This window comes from Aggregicoccus sp. 17bor-14 (genome assembly GCF_009659535.1).
In the GTDB taxonomy this organism is placed as follows: Bacteria; Myxococcota; Myxococcia; order Myxococcales; family Myxococcaceae; genus Aggregicoccus.
On the sequence record NZ_VJZZ01000004.1, the window covers coordinates 404,684 to 419,684 of the forward strand.

Annotated in this window: 14 protein-coding genes; 5 read left to right on the forward strand and 9 right to left on the reverse strand. The window is 73.3% G+C overall.

What is annotated here, in order from left to right; translation table 11 throughout:
* Positions 1-12: 12 nt before the first annotated feature.
* Positions 13-708, reverse strand: a complete 696-nt coding sequence (locus tag FGE12_RS10480) for a Tfp pilus assembly protein FimT/FimU (protein WP_153866232.1) — start codon at positions 706-708, stop codon at positions 13-15.
* 140 nt (positions 709-848) lie between these two features.
* Positions 849-1,835, reverse strand: a complete 987-nt coding sequence (locus FGE12_RS10485) for a hypothetical protein (protein ID WP_153866233.1) — start codon at positions 1,833-1,835, stop codon at positions 849-851.
* 222 nt (positions 1,836-2,057) lie between these two features.
* Between FGE12_RS10485 and FGE12_RS10490 the strand changes: the two genes are divergently transcribed.
* The 3 genes from FGE12_RS10490 to FGE12_RS10500 all read left to right on the forward strand — a co-directional run bounded on the left by FGE12_RS10490 (position 2,058) and on the right by FGE12_RS10500 (position 4,062).
* Positions 2,058-2,300, forward strand: a complete 243-nt coding sequence (locus tag FGE12_RS10490) for a hypothetical protein (protein ID WP_153866234.1) — start codon at positions 2,058-2,060, stop codon at positions 2,298-2,300.
* Between the two features lie 73 nt (positions 2,301-2,373).
* A complete protein-coding gene (locus tag FGE12_RS10495) occupies positions 2,374-3,171 on the forward strand; it encodes a TatD family hydrolase (RefSeq protein WP_153866235.1) in 798 nt (265 codons plus the stop codon).
* 30 nt (positions 3,172-3,201) lie between these two features.
* Complete coding sequence (locus tag FGE12_RS10500) at positions 3,202-4,062, forward strand: ThiF family adenylyltransferase (protein ID WP_153866236.1); 861 nt, start codon at positions 3,202-3,204, stop codon at positions 4,060-4,062.
* On the opposite strand, the gene FGE12_RS10505 is transcribed toward FGE12_RS10500, so the two are convergent.
* Positions 4,059-5,027 (reverse strand): PD-(D/E)XK nuclease family protein, encoded by a 969-nt coding sequence (locus FGE12_RS10505; RefSeq protein ID WP_153866237.1) that lies wholly within the window; start codon positions 5,025-5,027, stop codon positions 4,059-4,061. The genes FGE12_RS10500 and FGE12_RS10505 overlap by 4 nt on opposite strands.
* Positions 5,028-5,124: 97 nt before the next feature.
* Here FGE12_RS10505 and mutY point away from each other — a divergent pair, with 97 nt between their 5' ends.
* Complete coding sequence (gene mutY / locus FGE12_RS10510; protein WP_153866238.1) at positions 5,125-6,303, forward strand: A/G-specific adenine glycosylase; 1,179 nt, start codon at positions 5,125-5,127, stop codon at positions 6,301-6,303.
* Here mutY and FGE12_RS10515 read toward each other — a convergent pair.
* The 3 genes from FGE12_RS10515 to FGE12_RS10525 are packed head-to-tail and all read right to left on the reverse strand — an operon-like array spanning position 6,296 to position 11,784.
* Positions 6,296-7,345, reverse strand: a complete 1,050-nt coding sequence (locus FGE12_RS10515) for a hypothetical protein (RefSeq protein ID WP_153866239.1) — start codon at positions 7,343-7,345, stop codon at positions 6,296-6,298. The genes mutY and FGE12_RS10515 overlap by 8 nt on opposite strands.
* Positions 7,346-7,369: 24 nt before the next feature.
* Positions 7,370-10,879: a methionine synthase gene (metH, locus tag FGE12_RS10520; protein ID WP_153866240.1), complete on the reverse strand. Its 3,510-nt coding sequence runs from the start codon at positions 10,877-10,879 to the stop codon at positions 7,370-7,372.
* Positions 10,876-11,784 (reverse strand): metalloregulator ArsR/SmtB family transcription factor, encoded by a 909-nt coding sequence (locus FGE12_RS10525; protein WP_153866241.1) that lies wholly within the window; start codon positions 11,782-11,784, stop codon positions 10,876-10,878. Before FGE12_RS10525 ends, metH begins: the two co-directional genes overlap by 4 nt.
* Positions 11,785-11,841: 57 nt before the next feature.
* On the opposite strand from FGE12_RS10525, the gene FGE12_RS10530 reads away from it, so the two are divergent.
* Positions 11,842-12,735, forward strand: coding sequence for a patatin-like phospholipase family protein (locus FGE12_RS10530; RefSeq protein ID WP_153866242.1), 894 nt, complete (start codon positions 11,842-11,844; stop codon positions 12,733-12,735).
* A gap of 18 nt (positions 12,736-12,753) precedes the next feature.
* Here FGE12_RS10530 and FGE12_RS10535 read toward each other — a convergent pair whose 3' ends face one another.
* From FGE12_RS10535 to FGE12_RS10545, 3 genes are read right to left on the reverse strand one after another with little or no spacing between them, the layout of a single operon-like run.
* Entirely contained in the window at positions 12,754-13,455 is a 702-nt protein-coding gene (locus FGE12_RS10535) for a hypothetical protein (RefSeq protein WP_153866243.1), read from the reverse strand.
* 37 nt (positions 13,456-13,492) lie between these two features.
* Entirely contained in the window at positions 13,493-13,933 is a 441-nt protein-coding gene (locus FGE12_RS10540) for a CoA-binding protein (RefSeq protein WP_153866244.1), read from the reverse strand.
* Positions 13,934-13,973: 40 nt separating this feature from the next.
* Entirely contained in the window at positions 13,974-14,951 is a 978-nt protein-coding gene (locus tag FGE12_RS10545; protein WP_153866245.1) for a hypothetical protein, read from the reverse strand.
* Positions 14,952-15,001 lie beyond the last annotated feature (50 nt).

Genomic DNA, 15,001 nt, shown 5'->3' on the forward strand with positions numbered 1-15,001 from the left:
AGGGGGAGGCCGTCATGGTCCGTAGGTCCCGACGAAGGAGGTGGGGGCGGAGATGCCGAAGAGGTACGCGCGCGCTTGCGCCGCATCGACGATGCCCAGCGACGCCGCGCGCTCGGCCACCAGCGCGCCGCTGGCGTCCACGAAGCGGGTGGTGCCGTCCCCGCTGAAGACGATGGCCCCGCGCGCGGGCGTGCCCGTACAGAAGCTGCAGGTGCCGGCGTCCATCGCGAACGGGGCCGAGAAGCTCGCGAGTGCCGGGTTCACGCCGAAGTGCACGCCGGCGCGGCGCGAGTAGTCCGCGAGGTAGCGCTCCTCGACGAGCACGCCCTCCGCCACGCCCGCAGTCGGGCGCAGCCGCGACGGGGGAGCGAACTGCGCGTAGCTCAGGCCCCCGTCCGGCGCACCACCGTCGGCGGCACCGAACTGGCCGGAGCGGTCCTCGTAGACGAAGTAGGCCCCGCCGCCGTCGCTCGGGCCGTCGCGCTGGCCCTCGGGATAGACGATGACCCAGACGTCCACGCCGCGCTCGTAGGCGCGCGCACGCGCGAGGTTGAGCACCGACTGCAGATCGTTGGCCGCGCCCAGCGCTGCCGTGCGGTCCCCCACTCCCTGCAGGCTGGCGAGCCCCAGGGCCGCGAGGATCGCGGCCACCGCGAGCACGACCATCAGTTCGAGCAGCGTGAATCCCGCGCGGGGCGAGAGACGCATGGGAAGGACCTCCAGAGGTAAGTAGGCAAGCGACTCAGACCAGCGGCCGCTTGCCTACCTGCTCTTCTTGTCCCTCAGACCCTGGGTGAATGGCAAGGCCCTGCGCGCAGAAAATTCAGGACAGCAGGTGAATTCCGCCGCTACGGCAACTCCGCGCCCTGCAGCTCGGCGAGCAGCTCGCGGTAGGCGCTGCGCGCGCGCTCGGGCTCGTCTGCCTTGAAGCTCACCGCGGCCACCACCGGGTGGCCGCCGCCGCCGTAGCGCCCCGCGAGCTGGGAGAGGTCGTGGCGGCGCAGCTCCGGGTGCCAGGGGTTGGAGCCGAGGCTCACCTTGCTGCGCTTGGGCCCCCGCCCCACCCACAGCGTGTAGCGCGCCTGCGGGTAGAGCGCGTAGGCGATGAACTTGTTGAGGCTGTCCACGCCCTCGTCCACCAGGTCGAAGTGCACCACGCCCCGCTCGTAGACGGCCTTGGCGCGCACCCGCTCGATGTCCTCCTGGTGCTTCTTCCACAGAGGGGCGAAGGGCTGGGCGACGAGGGGCGAGGCGGCAATCTGCGCGAGCGGCTCACCCTGCATGCGCCGGATGACCTCGGGGATGAGCGCGGGGTCGCGGTTGGGCTCGAGCACGGTCATCAGCTGCAGCGCCGGCTCCTTCAGGGCCACGGCCATCTCGGGGCTGGGGAACTGCGCCCCGTCGATGAGCTCCGCCCAGTCGATGAGCTCCTGCATCGGGCTCGCGTCCCAGCCGAAGCGCTCGCGCGCCACGTCCGCGAGGTACTTCGTGCAGCTCTTGCGGTGCGCGTCGTGGAACTTCCGCCCGCTCGCGTCCGCGCGGAAGTGCGCCTCGTCCCCGGGCTGCTGGAAGGCAGAGGCGTGGTGGTCGAACCACCAGGTGAGCCGGGGGTCCTGGCTGTAGCGGAAGTCCACGATCGCGTTCACGTCCCCCGTGAACACCGCCGGGTCCACCGCCGAGCCCCCCGCCTGGTGGCTGAGCCCCGCGTAGCCGAAGGTGGCCTGCGGTGCGACGCGCTCGCGAAAGAAGCGCGTGAACACGGCGGCGCTCGCGGCCCCGTCGAAGCAGTTGTCGTGGAAGAGGACCTGGACCCGGGGGGCAACGGTGCTGTTCATGACCCGCGTTTAGCGCACCCCGCGCCCCCTCCGGTTGAACGAAATAGTGCGTCCGGCCGGACCCATGGGTGCGGCAAGTGGAAAGATTCATTCAACGGCTTGCGATGTCCGGCGCTGGTCAGCGCACTCAACCCCGCGGAATCACGAGGCAGGCAGAGAGGCGAGCCCCTGGCCTTGCTCTTGCTAACTCCTCTTCCACCTCAGCGGAGAGCGGGAGCGTCCATGGCCAGGGTGACGAAGGCAGCCGGGAGCAAGGTCTCACGCAAGGGGCGGCGCGTGCTGCCCACCCTGCGTCGCACCGCGCAGCGGGTGCAGGCGGCCGCGAGCCTCGCGCAGCTGTCCCTGGGGGAGATCATCGCCGCGGCCTTCGACACGGCGGGCGGCGAGCCCCACGAGGTGCTCAAGCTGGTGACGTCCCCCCAGATGACCCGGGCGCTGGGCCGCCGCATCGTGCTCACCCGCTGACGCGGGCCGCTGCAACTGTGCATCGCCCGTAGCCTCCGGGCGCGGTAGAGGGGCCTCTCGCGCGCCCCTCCCGATGATCGACACCCACTGCCACCTGGACGCCTCCCGCTTCGACCCGGACCGCGACGCCGTGCTCGCGCGCGCCTGGGCCGCGGGCCTCACCGGGCTCGTGCTCCCGGCGGTGGGCCCCGCGGACTGGGAGGACGTGCTGGCCTGGCCCGGCCGCGAGCCCCGGGTGCAGGTGGGGCTCGGCATCCACCCGCAGCTGCTCCCCCACCTCCCGGAGCGCGACGACGAGGCGCACCTCGCCCGGCTCGACGCGCTGCTCGCGCGCGGGGGCGCGGTGGCCGTGGGCGAGTGCGGCCTGGACGGGCCCAGCCTCCCCGGCGCCCCGCTCGAGCGCCAGCTGCGGGTGCTGCGCGGCCACCTCGAGCTCGCGTGCCGCCACGACCTGCCCGTGCTCATGCACTGCCACCGGCTGCACCCCGCGCTCATCGCGCTGCTCAAGGAGGTGCCGCTCCCGGAGGCGGGCGTGCTGATGCACAGCTACAGCGGCGGGGTGGAGCTCGCCCGCTTCTACCTGGGCCGCGGCTGCCACTTCTCCTTCGCGGGGCCGGTCACCTGGGCCAATGCCCGCAAGCCGCTGGACGCGCTGAGGGCCATCCCGCTCGAGCGGCTGATGGTGGAGACGGACGCCCCGGACCAGACGCCGGTGCCCTTCCGCGGGACGCGCAACGAGCCCGGCCACCTGCCCCGCGTGCTCGAGGGGATGGCGCGGGTGCGCGGGGAGCCCCTGGAGTTGCTCGCCGAGCGGACGACCGAGAACGCCCGCCAGCTGTTCCGGGGAGCGTTCCCCTCCCCTTCACGGTAGCGGGCCGCTCTGCGTTATAGAGGCCCCGCCATGATCGAGCAGCCCACCCCCACGCCCGCCGCCGTCCCCCCTCCCGCCGTCTCCCCGCTCGCCAAGCCCTTCAAGCTCTCGCGGCGCTTCGACCGCACGGGGCGGCTGCTCGGCGACAGCGCGATGGAGCGGCTCGCGGGCGCGCGCGTGGTGGTGTTCGGCCTGGGCGGCGTGGGCAGCTACGCGGCCGAGGGCCTGGTGCGCAGCGGCGTGGGCCACCTCACGCTCGTGGACTTCGACGAGGTGTGCGTCACCAACACCAACCGGCAGCTGCACGCCACGGCCAAGACCGTGGGCAAGAGCAAGGCCGAGCTGATGGCGCAGCGCTGCCGGGAGATCAACCCGGACGCGAAGGTGGAGGCGCTGCGCGAGTTCTACCGCGACGAGCTGAGCGAGCAGCTGCTCAGCCCGGGCTACGACTTCGTGGTGGACGCCATCGACAACGTGAAGGCGAAGCTGCACCTGCTCAACGCCTGCGTGAAGCGCGGCCTGCCGGTGGTCAGCTCCATGGGCGCCGCCGGCCGCCTCGACCCCACCGCCATCCGCGTGGAGGACCTGTGCGAGACGCACATGGACCCCTTCGCCAAGGACATCCGCAAGCTCCTCAAGCGCAAGTACGGCGTGGACACCGAGAAGCACACCGGCATCACCGCCGTGTACAGCATCGAGGTGCGCCGCCAGCCGGTGGGGCTCAAGTACGACGACGCGCACGACGGCTTCCTGTGCGTGTGCCCCAACGACAACGACTTCCACACCTGCGACTCGCGCACGCAGATCGACGGCAGCGTGGCCTTCGTCACCAGCGTGTTCGGGATGAACGCGGCGGGCGTCGTGGTGCGCCGGCTGGCCGCTGCCCGCTAGGCCGCGGCGACGGCGACGCTCTCGCGCCCGCAGGCGCGGCGGAACACGCACTTCGCGCACACGCCCAGGTCGTCCGTCATGGGGAAGGCGCTCTCGTCCTTCGCCACGTTGGAGGCCGGGTCCGCGAGCAGCGAGCGCATGCGCTCCACCGAGCGCGAGAAGTGCGCGCGGAAGCCCGCGATCGCCGCCTCGTCCACCGGCACGTCCGTCTCCAGGGGGCGGCTGTCCTGCAGCTCGTTGAGGTACACGAGCGAGGTGCGCACCCGCTCCACCGGGAAGCGGTAGCGCTGCGCCACGTAGAGCGCGTAGCCGAGCACCTGCTCGTCGTAGCCGTCGCGCGCGCGGCCCGTCTTCCAGTCCACCACCACCGGCGTGCCCGCCTCGTCCACGAAGGCGAAGTCCGGAATGGCGAACACCTTCACCCCGTCCAGGGTGAAGTGCGAGAACTCGAAGCCCGCGTCCACCTCGAGCCACTGCTCGGGCTTGAGCGAGCGCGCGACGGTGGGCCAGCGCGAGGCGAAGAAGCCCGCGAGCGCGGCGCGCGCCGTCTCCCAGCTGTCCTTCCACGCCTGGTCCGTCACCGGCTCCGCGTACTCGTGCTCCACGAGCCCCGAGAAGGACTTGCGCGGCCCCTTGCCCTGGCGGTACGCGCGGCTCTTGGAGTGGCGGAAGTCCTCGCGCATCACGTTGCGCGCGCGCTCCTCCACCTTCGGCGGGTCCACCGGGCGGCCCGCGCGGATGTCGAGCAGCACGTCCTTGATGGCGTCGTGCACCACGCTGCCCGCCCAGGTGTAGCGGTTGCCCAGCTTCTTGAGCATGTACAGCTCGCGCGCCTCGGCCGGCGCCGCGCGGTCCCACCCACCCCAGGAGCGGTAGTAGTGGAAGTAGTAGGCGCGCAGGCACTCGGAGAGCTTCTCGTGGCGGCTCTTCGACCAGGAGAAGTCGTTCGTCAGGACGCGGGGCATGCGGGCGGGCACTCTAGACGCTCGCCCGCTCTTCCAGAAGGGGGGCAGGCATCCAGGCGAGCGCATGCTCTCGCAATGGCCTAGGGTGCCGGGCGCGATGGTCACCCGGAAGACAGGGCGCGCGGCCCCGAGCGCACCCGCAGTGAAGGCTTCGCTCCCCGAGGCTGCCCGTGCCCCCCTGCGGGCCGCCCTGCTCGCCTGGTACGACCGCGAGAAGCGCGACCTGCCCTGGCGGCGCACCCGCGACCCCTACGCCATCTGGCTCAGCGAGGTCATGCTGCAGCAGACGCAGGTGGCCACCGTCATCCCCTACTGGGAGCGCTTCCTCGCGCGCTTTCCCACGGTGGCCGCGCTCGCCGCGGCGCCTCTGGAGGAGGTGCTCACCGGGTGGAAGGGGCTCGGCTACTACAGCCGCGCGCGCAACCTGCACCGCGCCGCGCAGGAGGTGGTGCAGCGCTACGGCGGGCAGCTGCCGCGCACCGCCGCCGAGCTGCTCACCCTGCCCGGCTTCGGGCGCTACACCGCCGGCGCCGTGGCCTCCATCGCCGGGGGCGAGGCGGCGCCGCTCGTGGACGGCAACGTCGCCCGGGTGCTCAGCCGCCTCTTCGAGGTGAAGGGGCTGCCCGGAGACCGCGCGCGCGAGGCGCGGCTGTGGCAGCTCGCGGGGGAGCTGGTGCAGGGCGAGCGCCCCGGCGACTTCAACCAGGCGCTGATGGAGCACGGGGCCACCGTGTGCCGCCCGGAGAAGCCCCTGTGCCTCCTATGCCCGGTGCGCGAGCACTGCGGCGCCTACCGGCACGGGCGCGTGGACGCGCTGCCGCCCGCGAAGGTGCGCGCGGCGCCGAAGCTGCTCACGCTCGCGCTTGCGGTGTGGGCGGATGACGAGGGGCGCCTCCTGCTCGCGCGGCGCGCGGAGAAGGGCCTGTTCGGCGGACTCTGGGAGCTGCCCGCGGCGGAGGTGGCGGCGGAGGCCACGGACGCGCAGGCGGGGGAGGCGCTCTCGGAGGCGCTCGGGGTGCGCGTGCTGCCCGAGCGCGCGCTCGGTGAGGTGAAGCGCCAGCTCACGCACCGCTCGCTCACGCTGCGGCTCGTGCAGGTCTCGGGGGCGAAGGTGCCGGTGACGGCGCCGGGCTTCGTGGACCTGCGCTGGTGCACGCGCGAGGAGGCGCTCGCGCTGGGGATGAGCACCGCGATGCACAAGGCGCTGGAGGTGGCACTCCTGAACACGGCGGGGAAGCCACTTCCCTCTCCCAAGGGGAGAGGGAGGACTAGGTAAGCGCCTCGCGCAGCAGGCGCTGGGCCTGCTTCAGCTCTCCGAGGATGCGCTCGGCGTCCACCACCGAGCGCATCGCGAGCCCGCAGGCGGGCGTGAGCAGCACGTGCTCGGCGAGCGCCTGGGCGGAGTGCCCCTCGGGGAGCCCTGCGCGCAGCAGCGCCGCGACGCTCACCACCCGCTCCTCCACGCTGTAGCCCGCGGCGAGGTCCGTGGGGATGATGCCCAGGCTCAGGGTGGCGCCGCCCTCGAGGAAGCGCGCGAGCGCCGCGCGCGCGAGCAGCAGCGGCTCGAGCGAGAGCCGCGCGTCCAGCGAGACGACGTCCACGCCCGTCTCCAGCACGCTGCCCCAGTCGGTGTTGCCGCAGCAGTGCACGCCCACCAGCGCGCCCTCGCGCTGCAGGCTCGCCACCAGCAGCCGCAGGTGCTGCAGCGCGAGCAGCTGGCGGGGGTTCGCGCGGGCGAAGGCGTAGAGCCCGGGCTCGTCCAGGAAGAAGAGCGGCGTGGTGCCCGCGCGCCGCAGCGCCCGCACCATGGCGAGCGAGCGCGCGAGCAGCAGCCGGAACACCGCGTCCTCCAGGCCGGGCAGCTCGGGCCCGGCGGCGCCGCGCACCACCCCCAGCACGGTGAAGGGGCCGGCGAGCTGCGCCTTGGCGAGCGCGAGCTTGCGGTGCTCCACCTCCCAGAGGAAGGGGCGCCAGGCACGGGCCGCCGCGGCGCTGGGCTCGAAGGGCTCGAGCGAGCCGCCGGGCGCGAGCGCCGCCTCGAGCCGCTCCTCGAACGCGGCGCGCCCCGCGGAGAAGGCCGCGGGGTCCACGCTGCACAGGCCGTCCGCGTCCGCGCGCAGGCCCGGCAGCCCCTCCAGCGCGGCGGGCAGCATGAACTCCGCGGGCGCCCCCACCGGCAGCTGCGGGAGCGCGGGGATGTCCAGCTGCAGCGCGGCCTGCAGCGCGAGCTCGAGCTGGGTGAGCGGCAGGCTGCCCACGGCGGTGGTACCGAGGCGGGGCAGCAGCTGGACGGCGCGGCGGATGGTGGGCGCGGGCATGGCGGGTCGCGGAAGCGCTGGAGACTAGGTCACCGAGAAGTAGAACGCCTGCGGGTGGTGGAAGACCAGGGCGGACACCGAGGCCTCCGGCTCCATCATGCACCCATCCGTGAGCTGCACGCCGATGTCCTGCGGCTTCAGCGCATCGAAGAGCAGCGCCTGGTCCTCGAGGCGGGGGCAGGCCGGGTAGCCGAAGGAGTAGCGCTTGCCGGTGTACTCCGCGCGGAAGCGCTCGAGCATCGTCATCTCCGGCCGGTCCGGGAAGCCCCACATGCTGCGCAGCTGGGTGTGCAAGAGCTCCGCGTAGCCCTCGGCCGTCTCCAGCGCGAGCGCCTGCACGGCGTGCATCTTGAGGAACTGCCCCTTCGCCTTGTAGTCGTCGCTCAGCTCGCGGATGCCCGCGCCCGCGGTGGTGACGAAGAGGCAGACGTTGTCGCGCGGCGCGCCCCCCTCCAGCGGCGCCACGAAGTCCGCGAGGCACACCCCGCCCTCCTTCTCCTGGCGCGGGAAGTCGAAGCGGGCCACCTCGCGGCCGCTCGCGCCGTCGAAGAGCAGCACGCGGTTGCCCTCGCTGCCCGCCTTGAAGAACTGGAACACGGCGCGCGCGTGCATCTGCCCTGCGCGCAGCCCCGCCTTGAGCTCGTCCACCACGCCCTTGAGCTCGAGCGCCTTGCGCCCCTCCTCGGTGCGCGCGAGCTCGCCTTCCGCGGGAGTGCCCAGCTGGCGCGCGGCGCCCTTGAGGCCCAGGTGGCGCCCGTAGAGCATCACCGGGTTGATGAAGCGCCAGATGTGGTCCAGCGGCGTGTTGGTGAGCACGTGCCGCTCGTAGTCGGGCGCGGGCGGGAGCTCGGCGAGCAGCGGCACCTCGCGCGAGCGCACGGCCGGAACGGGCGCGCTCTTGGGCCGCTCGCGCACCTCGCGCGCGAGCTTCTCGCGCCGCTCGGCGAGCTCGCCCTTGAGCTGCGCGAAGCGCTGCGGGTCCACCATCTGCTTCGCCAGCTCCAGGCCGCTCATCGCGTCCTGGGCGTAGGCCACCGTGCCCGCGTACGCAGGGGCGATGTTCTTGTCCACGAAGTTGCGGCTGAGCGCCGCGCCGCCCACGAGCACCGGCACGCTCACGCCCGCGCGGCTCAGGTCCTCGGCGGTGGCCACCATCTGGTGCGCGCTCTTCACCAGCAGCCCCGAGAGCCCGAGGATGTCCGGGCGGTGCTCCTTCACCGCGGCCACCAGCTGCTCGGGCGGGACCTTGATGCCCAGGTTCACCACGTCGAAGCCGTTGTTCGCGAGGATGATCTCCACCAGGTTCTTGCCGATGTCGTGCACGTCCCCCTTCACCGTGGCGAGCACCACCTTGCCGCGGCTCGCGGCCTGGGCGCGGCTCATGTGCGGCTCGAGGAAGCTCACGGCGGCCTTCATCGACTCGGCGCTCTGCAGCACCTCCGCCACGATGAGCTCGTTGGCGGCGAAGAGGCGGCCCACCTCGTCCATGCCCTTCATCAGCGGGCCGTTGATGATGTCCAGGGGCGCGTGTTCCTTCAGCGCGAGCTCCAGGTCCTGCGCGAGCCCGTCGCGCGTGCCCTCCACGATGTAGCGCTCGAGCCGCTGCGCGAGCGGCAGGTCCGAGCGCTGCGCCTTCTGCGGCTTCTTCTCGCGGAAGTGCGCGGCGAACGGAGTGATGGGGTCCTCCCCGCGGCCGTAGAGCAGGTCCTCGCTCAGGCGCCGGTCCTCGGGCGGGAGCGAGGGGTAGCGCTCGAGCTTCTCGGAGTTCACCAGCGCCATGTCCAGGCCCGCCTGGACGCAGTGGTAGAGGAACACCGAGTTGAGCACCTCGCGGCCCGCGGTGGGCAGGCCGAAGGAGACGTTGGAGATGCCCAGCACCGTCTTCACGCCGGGGAGCTGCCCCTTGATGAGGCGCACCCCCTCGATGGTCTCCACCGCGCTGCCGGTGTACTGCACGTCGCCCGAGGCACAGGGGAAGACGAGCGGGTCGAAGTAGAGATCCTCCGCGCGCATCCCATACTTGCCGGTGAGCAGCTCGAAGGAGCGCCTGGCCACGGCGAGCTTGCGCTCGCGGGTGACGGCCATGCCGGTCTCGTCGATGCAGCCCACCACCAGCGCCGCGCCGAAGCGGCGCGCGAGCGGCACCACCTTCTCGAAGCGCTCCTCGCCGTCCTCCAGGTTCACCGAGTTGATGATCGCCTTGCCCTGGCTGTAGGTGAGCGCCATCGCGATGACGTGCTCGTCCGTGCTGTCGATCATCAAGGGCACGCGCACCTTTCGCACCACGGACTCGAGGAAGCGGCGCATGTCCTCGCGCTCGTCGCGGTCCGGGTTGGCGAGGCAGATGTCGATGACCTGCGCGCCGCGGCGCACCTGGGCGCGGGCGATCTCGCTCGCGTCCTCGTAGGCCTCGGCGACGATGAGCTCCTTGAACTTCTTGCTGCCGATGACGTTGGTGCGCTCGCCCACGATGACGGGCCGCTCCTCCTCGCGCACCTCCAGGTAATCCACGCCGGACAGGCTGCTGCGCGGCGAGGGCACGTGGCGGCGGGGCGCGAGGCCCCGCACGGCCTCGGAGAGGGTGCGGATGTGGCCCGCGTGCGTGCCGCAACAGCCGCCCACCACGTTGAGCCAGCCCTGCTCGCAGAAGCGGCGCAAGCTGCGCGCGAGCATCTCGGGCGTCTCCAGGTAGTGCCCGTTCTCGTCCGGCAGGCCCGCGTTGGGCACGCAGGCCACCGGGAAGCGGCTGAGCTGCGCGAGCGAGCGCACGTGGTCCGTCATGAACTCGGGCCCCGTGGCGCAGTTGAGCCCCAGGTAGAGCAGCTCCACGTGCTCGAGCGAGGCGGCGAGGCTCTCCACGCTCTGCCCCGCGAGCATGGTGCCCATGGGCTCGATGGTGCCCGACACCGCCACCGGCACCCGGTAGCCCAGCTGCTCGAAGGTGCGCGCGATGCCCAGCAGCGCCGCCTTCACGTTGCGCGTGTCCTGCGCCGTCTCCACGAGCAGGTAGTCGCTGCCGCCCTCGCACAGCCCCCGCGCCTGCAGCGCGAACTGGTCCACCAGCTCCTCGAAGGTGACGCCGCCGGTCACCGAGATGGCCTTGGTGGTGGGCCCGATGCTGCCGGCCACCCAGCGCAGGCGGCCGTCCTGCCGCTGGACGCTCTCGCAGGCGGCGCGCGCGAGCCGGGCCGCCTCGCGGTTGATCTCCAGTGCGCGGGGGGCGAGCCCGAACTCCGCGAGCACCAGCGCGGTGCCGCCGAAGGTGTCCGTCTCGGTCACGTCCGCGCCGGCCTCGAGGTAGCGGGTGTGGATGCGCTGGATGAGCTCGGGCCGGGTGAGCACCAGGTGCTCGTTGCAGCCCTCGTACTCGGCGCCGCCGAAGTCCGCGGCCTTCAGGTCCTCGCCCTGCAGCAGCGTGCCCATGGCGCCGTCCAGCACCAGCACCCGCTCGGCCAGGGCGGCGCGGAGGGCCCGGATGCGCTCGGCGCGCGCATCCGGAGGCAGCGGGAGGGAGGGAATCGGAGAGTGGCTCATCGCTTTTTCTCGCCAGTGAGGAGGAAGACGCGGAAGGGGCTCGCGCCGTCGCGGGAGTGGGTCTCGAAGGAGAGGTGGGTGAAGCCGGCGCGGCGCAGCGAGGCCTCGAGCGCCTCCGGCTCGAAGCCCAGGTGCCGGTGCCCCAGGCGCTCGCGCACCCAGCGCTCGTCGTGCGGCATCAGCTCCAGCACCACGAGCCGGCCGCCGGGCTTGAGGATGCGTGCGGCCTCGGCGAGCACCGCGCCGGGCGCCTCCAGGTAGTGCAGGCTCTGCGAGATGACCACCAGGTCGCGCTTGCCGTCCGGCAGCGACAGCGCGCCCAGGTCCTCGCGCAGGAAGCGGATGTTGGTGAGCCCCTCGCGCCTGGCGCGCTCGCGCGCTTCCTCCAGCGCCTCGGCGCTCTGGTCGATGGCCCACACCTGCTTCGCCCACCGGGCGATGGCCACCGAGAGCACGCCGGTGCCGCAGCCGAAGTCCGCCACGTCCAGCGCCGGCAGCAGGCTCGCGAGCGCGCCGGCCCACAGGAACCAGCTCTGTCCGGGCTCGAGCAGGCGCCCGTTCTGGCTCTCGGCGAGCGCCTGCCGGTCGGCGCGCTGGCGCAGCAGGTCCTCGAGCCGCGCGCGGTCCCCCGCCCCGTCCTCGGCCTCCTGCGCGAGCCGGATGAGCGGCCAGCGCCCGTCGTCCGCGGCGAGCCCCAGCGAGTAGTAGCTGAAGCCCGCCTGGCGCTCCTCGCGGATGAGCCCGAGGCCCCGCAGCTTCGCGAGGTGGTGGCTCACCGAGCTCTGCGCCACGCCCACCAGCGACACCAGCTCCGTCACGTTGAGCGGCGCCTGCGCCACGAGCCGCAGGATGCGCAGCCGCGTCGGGTCTCCGAGCGCGCGGAAGGCCTGGCTCAAGTCGTTCATATCGGCAAATCTACATATGTCGATTCAGGGCGGGTGACCAGCTAGAATGTGGCCCTCATGTCCTCCCCCACCCTGCACGCCCAGCTCGCCTCCAAACGCTTCGGCCTCGTCCTCTCCGCCGGCTACTTCGGCTTCTACGGCCACGCGGGCTTCCTGCAGGGGCTGCAGGACGCGGGGCTCAGCCCTTCCGCCTACGCGGGCACCTCCGCGGGCGGCATGGTGGCGGCGTACGCGGCCGGAGGCATGGAGGTGCAGCGGCTCCAGGGGCTGCTGCTCGAGCAGACGCGCGCGCACTTCTGGGACCCGGACCCCGTGGGCGTGCTGCGCGCGGCGCTGCCCGGGGGCGCGGGCGCCACGGGCCTCCTCAAGGGCCAGCGCTTCCGCCGGCTCCTCGAGCAGACGCTGCCGGTGGACCGCTTCGAGCGGCTCCCCCACCCGCTGGTGCTGGTGGGCGCGAACCTCACGCGCGGCCGCCCCGAGGTCTTCACCCAGGGCGAGCTCGCCCCGCGCGTGCACGCCACCTGCGCCTACCCGGGGCTCTTTCGCGCGGTGCGCCTGGGCGAGGACCTCTACTGGGACGGCGGGCTGGTGGACAAGGCGCCCGCGCTCGCGCTGCAGGAGAGCGCCGCGGGCGCGGGGCTCGAGGCGCTGCTGGTGCACTACCTGCCCAGCCGCCAGGGCGCGCGGCTCGGCGGGCCCTTCGCCTACGCCCAGGGCATCGCCGCGGGGAACCTCGCGCTGCGCCACGACCACTTCCGCCTGCAGCTCGCGCTGCTCGCGGCCCGCGGCGTCGCGGTGCACGTGGTGGTGAGCCACCTGCCCGCGGTGAGCCCCAAGCGCCTCGAGCAGGGCCGGCTCGCGATGCAGCAGGCGCGAGAGGCGCTGCGCCGCGCGCTCGCCGAGCCGCCGCGCTCGCTCGACGAGGGGCTCGCGCAGGGGGCACGCGGGTAGAAGCGCCCTTCCCGCTCTTCAGCGGAAGAGCTTGCGCAGCAGCCCCTGGACCACCGAGCCCACCGCGTCGGCAGCCTCCTGCTCGGGAGAAGGCCTGCGCGGCGGCGGCGGCGCGGGCTCGCGGCCCGGCGCTGCGCCCGCGCGCCAGCCGTGCAGGCCGGGCTGGGCTCCGGCCGGGTGGCCCTCGAGGCCGCTGGGGTCCACGCTCCAGCGCCCGGCGAGCGCCATCACGTCCTGCTCGCCCGGGGTCCACTCGGGGTCTCCCGCGCGCAGCGCCTCCTCCTCGGGCGTCACGGCGCCCGCGTCCAGCTGCACCTCCCCGGACTCGCCCAGATACGCGTAGGCGCGGCGCAGCGCGCCGTCCACGGCGCGCATCCAGTGGTGGTACTCGATGACGCGGGAGGTGGCGAAGGCCTGCACCTCGCCGAGCCTCGCGCTGAGCGTGGCCACGCGGTCCGCGAAGGCCCTGGGCGAGTCCGGGTCCCGCGACGCCTCGGAGAGCAGGTCCTCGCTGGCCACCAGGGTCCAGCCGTCCAGCACGGGGGGCAGGAAGTACTGCCCCTCCCCGTCCTCGCTCACCCGCTCCAGCCCCTCGAGCCAGGGCACGGGCCGCAGCGACTCGAGGCCGAGCGCCGCCGCCACCTGCTCGGGGGTGCGGCCTCGCACCGCGAGCCAGCCGAGCTTGTAGCCAAAGGGGACCGCTCCGGTGTCCTGCGCCATCGGGGTGTGCTCCTGGGTCTGGAGGGAGTCGCGGCCTTCAGCGGCCGTAGCGGCGGTGGTCCACCATGAGGCAGCGGTCCTGCACCACCTGGATGCCCGCCTCGGCGAGGCGCTCGGCGACGCGGTCGTTGCGGATGCCGCTCTGGAACCACACCGCCCGGGGGCGCTTGGCGAGCAGGTCCTCCAGGTGCTGCTCGAGGTCCTGCGGCCGGCGGAACACGTCCACCAGGTCCAGCTCGCCGGGCACGTCCACGAGCCGGCGGTACACCTTGCGGCCCAGGATCTCGGTCACCTCCGGGTAGTACACGGGCACCGGCACCACCTCGACGCCCGCCTGCGCGAGGTACTGCGGCACGTAGAAGGCGGGCTGGCCCGACTGCGCCTCCGTCTTGATGCCGAGCACCGCCACGCGCCGCGCTGCCTGCACCACCTGGCGCACGCCCGCCTCGTCCTCGATGAGATTCTCCGGATGCTGCATGGCCTCTGACCTCCTTCGGGTTGATGGCGCTCCAGCGCGCTCAGGGCTCGAGCCGCTGCGCCACGCTGCTGCGGCTCCACGTCCACGCCTGAGGCGCGCCGCCGTCCGCGCCCGGCTCCTGCACGTGCACGCTCAAGCGGCTCCTCACCGGCACGAACGTCCCGCGCGCGAGCACCTGTTCCCCCTCGCAGGAGACGCTGGGCTCGAGCGCCGGGGCGTCGGAGGAGGCGAGCTGCGCCTGCAGCTCGGCGGGCGCGCCGGGCGGCGGCTGGCCGAGGCAGCGCAGCTGGAACACCAGCGCCTCGCCGAAGTCGGTGAGCAGCGTGCCGCTCAGGGTGCGCTCGAGCACGTAGCCCCGCTCGCGCCCGCCCACCGCCACCGCGTCCAGCGCGTACAGGCGCTGTCCCAGCTGCAGGTTGCGCCCGTAGACCCCGCCGTAGCGCGCCGTCCACTCGCGCTGCACCCGCTGCTGCTGCGCCTCCGCTCCGAGCAGCGCCTGCGCCTGCGCCTGCACCTGCGGGTCCAGGCCCGCCTCCGCGAGCGCGCTCTCCAGCCCCTCGGCCTCCAGCACCCGCACGAAGGCCCCGTCGCGCGCGAGCTGCACGCGCAGCGGCACGCGCAGGAGCAGGGGCGCGAGCGGGCTCTGCACGTCGGCGCCCTCGTGGCGCAGCTGCAGCGCGGTGGTGCGCTGCGTGAGCACCCAGGCCTGGTGGTCCGGGGCGAAGCGCGAGACGGTGCGCAGCGTCAGCTCGTCGGTGGGAGGTGCGTCGGAGGCGGCATCGGAGGAGGCCGCGAGGTCCGCGGCGCCAGGCCGGGTGCGCACGGTGATGTCCTCGACGACGTCGCGGCCCACGGGGGGACGGAACTCCAGGCGCAGGGGCTGCACGTACTCGGTGGCGGGCACCAGGGTGCTGCGGCGCTTGCAGCCCGAGGCAGCGCTCAGTGCGAGCAGCGCGAGGGCGAGCCGGCCGAGGCGCGGAAGACCAGGCTGCAGACCAGGACGAACGGGGGCGCTCATGCGGCTGCGGACGCTGGCAGAAAGCGCCAGCGCCCGCGAGCCCTTCATGA

Coding starts and splice junctions, on each gene's coding strand:
- FGE12_RS10480 (WP_153866232.1), bottom strand. CDS start 708: ATGCGTCTCTCGCCCCGCGCGGGATTCACGCTGCTCGAACTGATGGTC.
- FGE12_RS10485 (WP_153866233.1), bottom strand. CDS start 1,835: ATGAACAGCACCGTTGCCCCCCGGGTCCAGGTCCTCTTCCACGACAAC.
- FGE12_RS10490 (WP_153866234.1), top strand. CDS start 2,058: ATGGCCAGGGTGACGAAGGCAGCCGGGAGCAAGGTCTCACGCAAGGGG.
- FGE12_RS10495 (WP_153866235.1), top strand. CDS start 2,374: ATGATCGACACCCACTGCCACCTGGACGCCTCCCGCTTCGACCCGGAC.
- FGE12_RS10500 (WP_153866236.1), top strand. CDS start 3,202: ATGATCGAGCAGCCCACCCCCACGCCCGCCGCCGTCCCCCCTCCCGCC.
- FGE12_RS10505 (WP_153866237.1), bottom strand. CDS start 5,027: ATGCCCCGCGTCCTGACGAACGACTTCTCCTGGTCGAAGAGCCGCCAC.
- mutY (WP_153866238.1), top strand. CDS start 5,125: ATGGTCACCCGGAAGACAGGGCGCGCGGCCCCGAGCGCACCCGCAGTG.
- FGE12_RS10515 (WP_153866239.1), bottom strand. CDS start 7,345: ATGCCCGCGCCCACCATCCGCCGCGCCGTCCAGCTGCTGCCCCGCCTC.
- metH (WP_153866240.1), bottom strand. CDS start 10,879: ATGAGCCACTCTCCGATTCCCTCCCTCCCGCTGCCTCCGGATGCGCGC.
- FGE12_RS10525 (WP_153866241.1), bottom strand. CDS start 11,784: ATGAACGACTTGAGCCAGGCCTTCCGCGCGCTCGGAGACCCGACGCGG.
- FGE12_RS10530 (WP_153866242.1), top strand. CDS start 11,842: ATGTCCTCCCCCACCCTGCACGCCCAGCTCGCCTCCAAACGCTTCGGC.
- FGE12_RS10535 (WP_153866243.1), bottom strand. CDS start 13,455: ATGGCGCAGGACACCGGAGCGGTCCCCTTTGGCTACAAGCTCGGCTGG.
- FGE12_RS10540 (WP_153866244.1), bottom strand. CDS start 13,933: ATGCAGCATCCGGAGAATCTCATCGAGGACGAGGCGGGCGTGCGCCAG.
- FGE12_RS10545 (WP_153866245.1), bottom strand. CDS start 14,951: ATGAGCGCCCCCGTTCGTCCTGGTCTGCAGCCTGGTCTTCCGCGCCTC.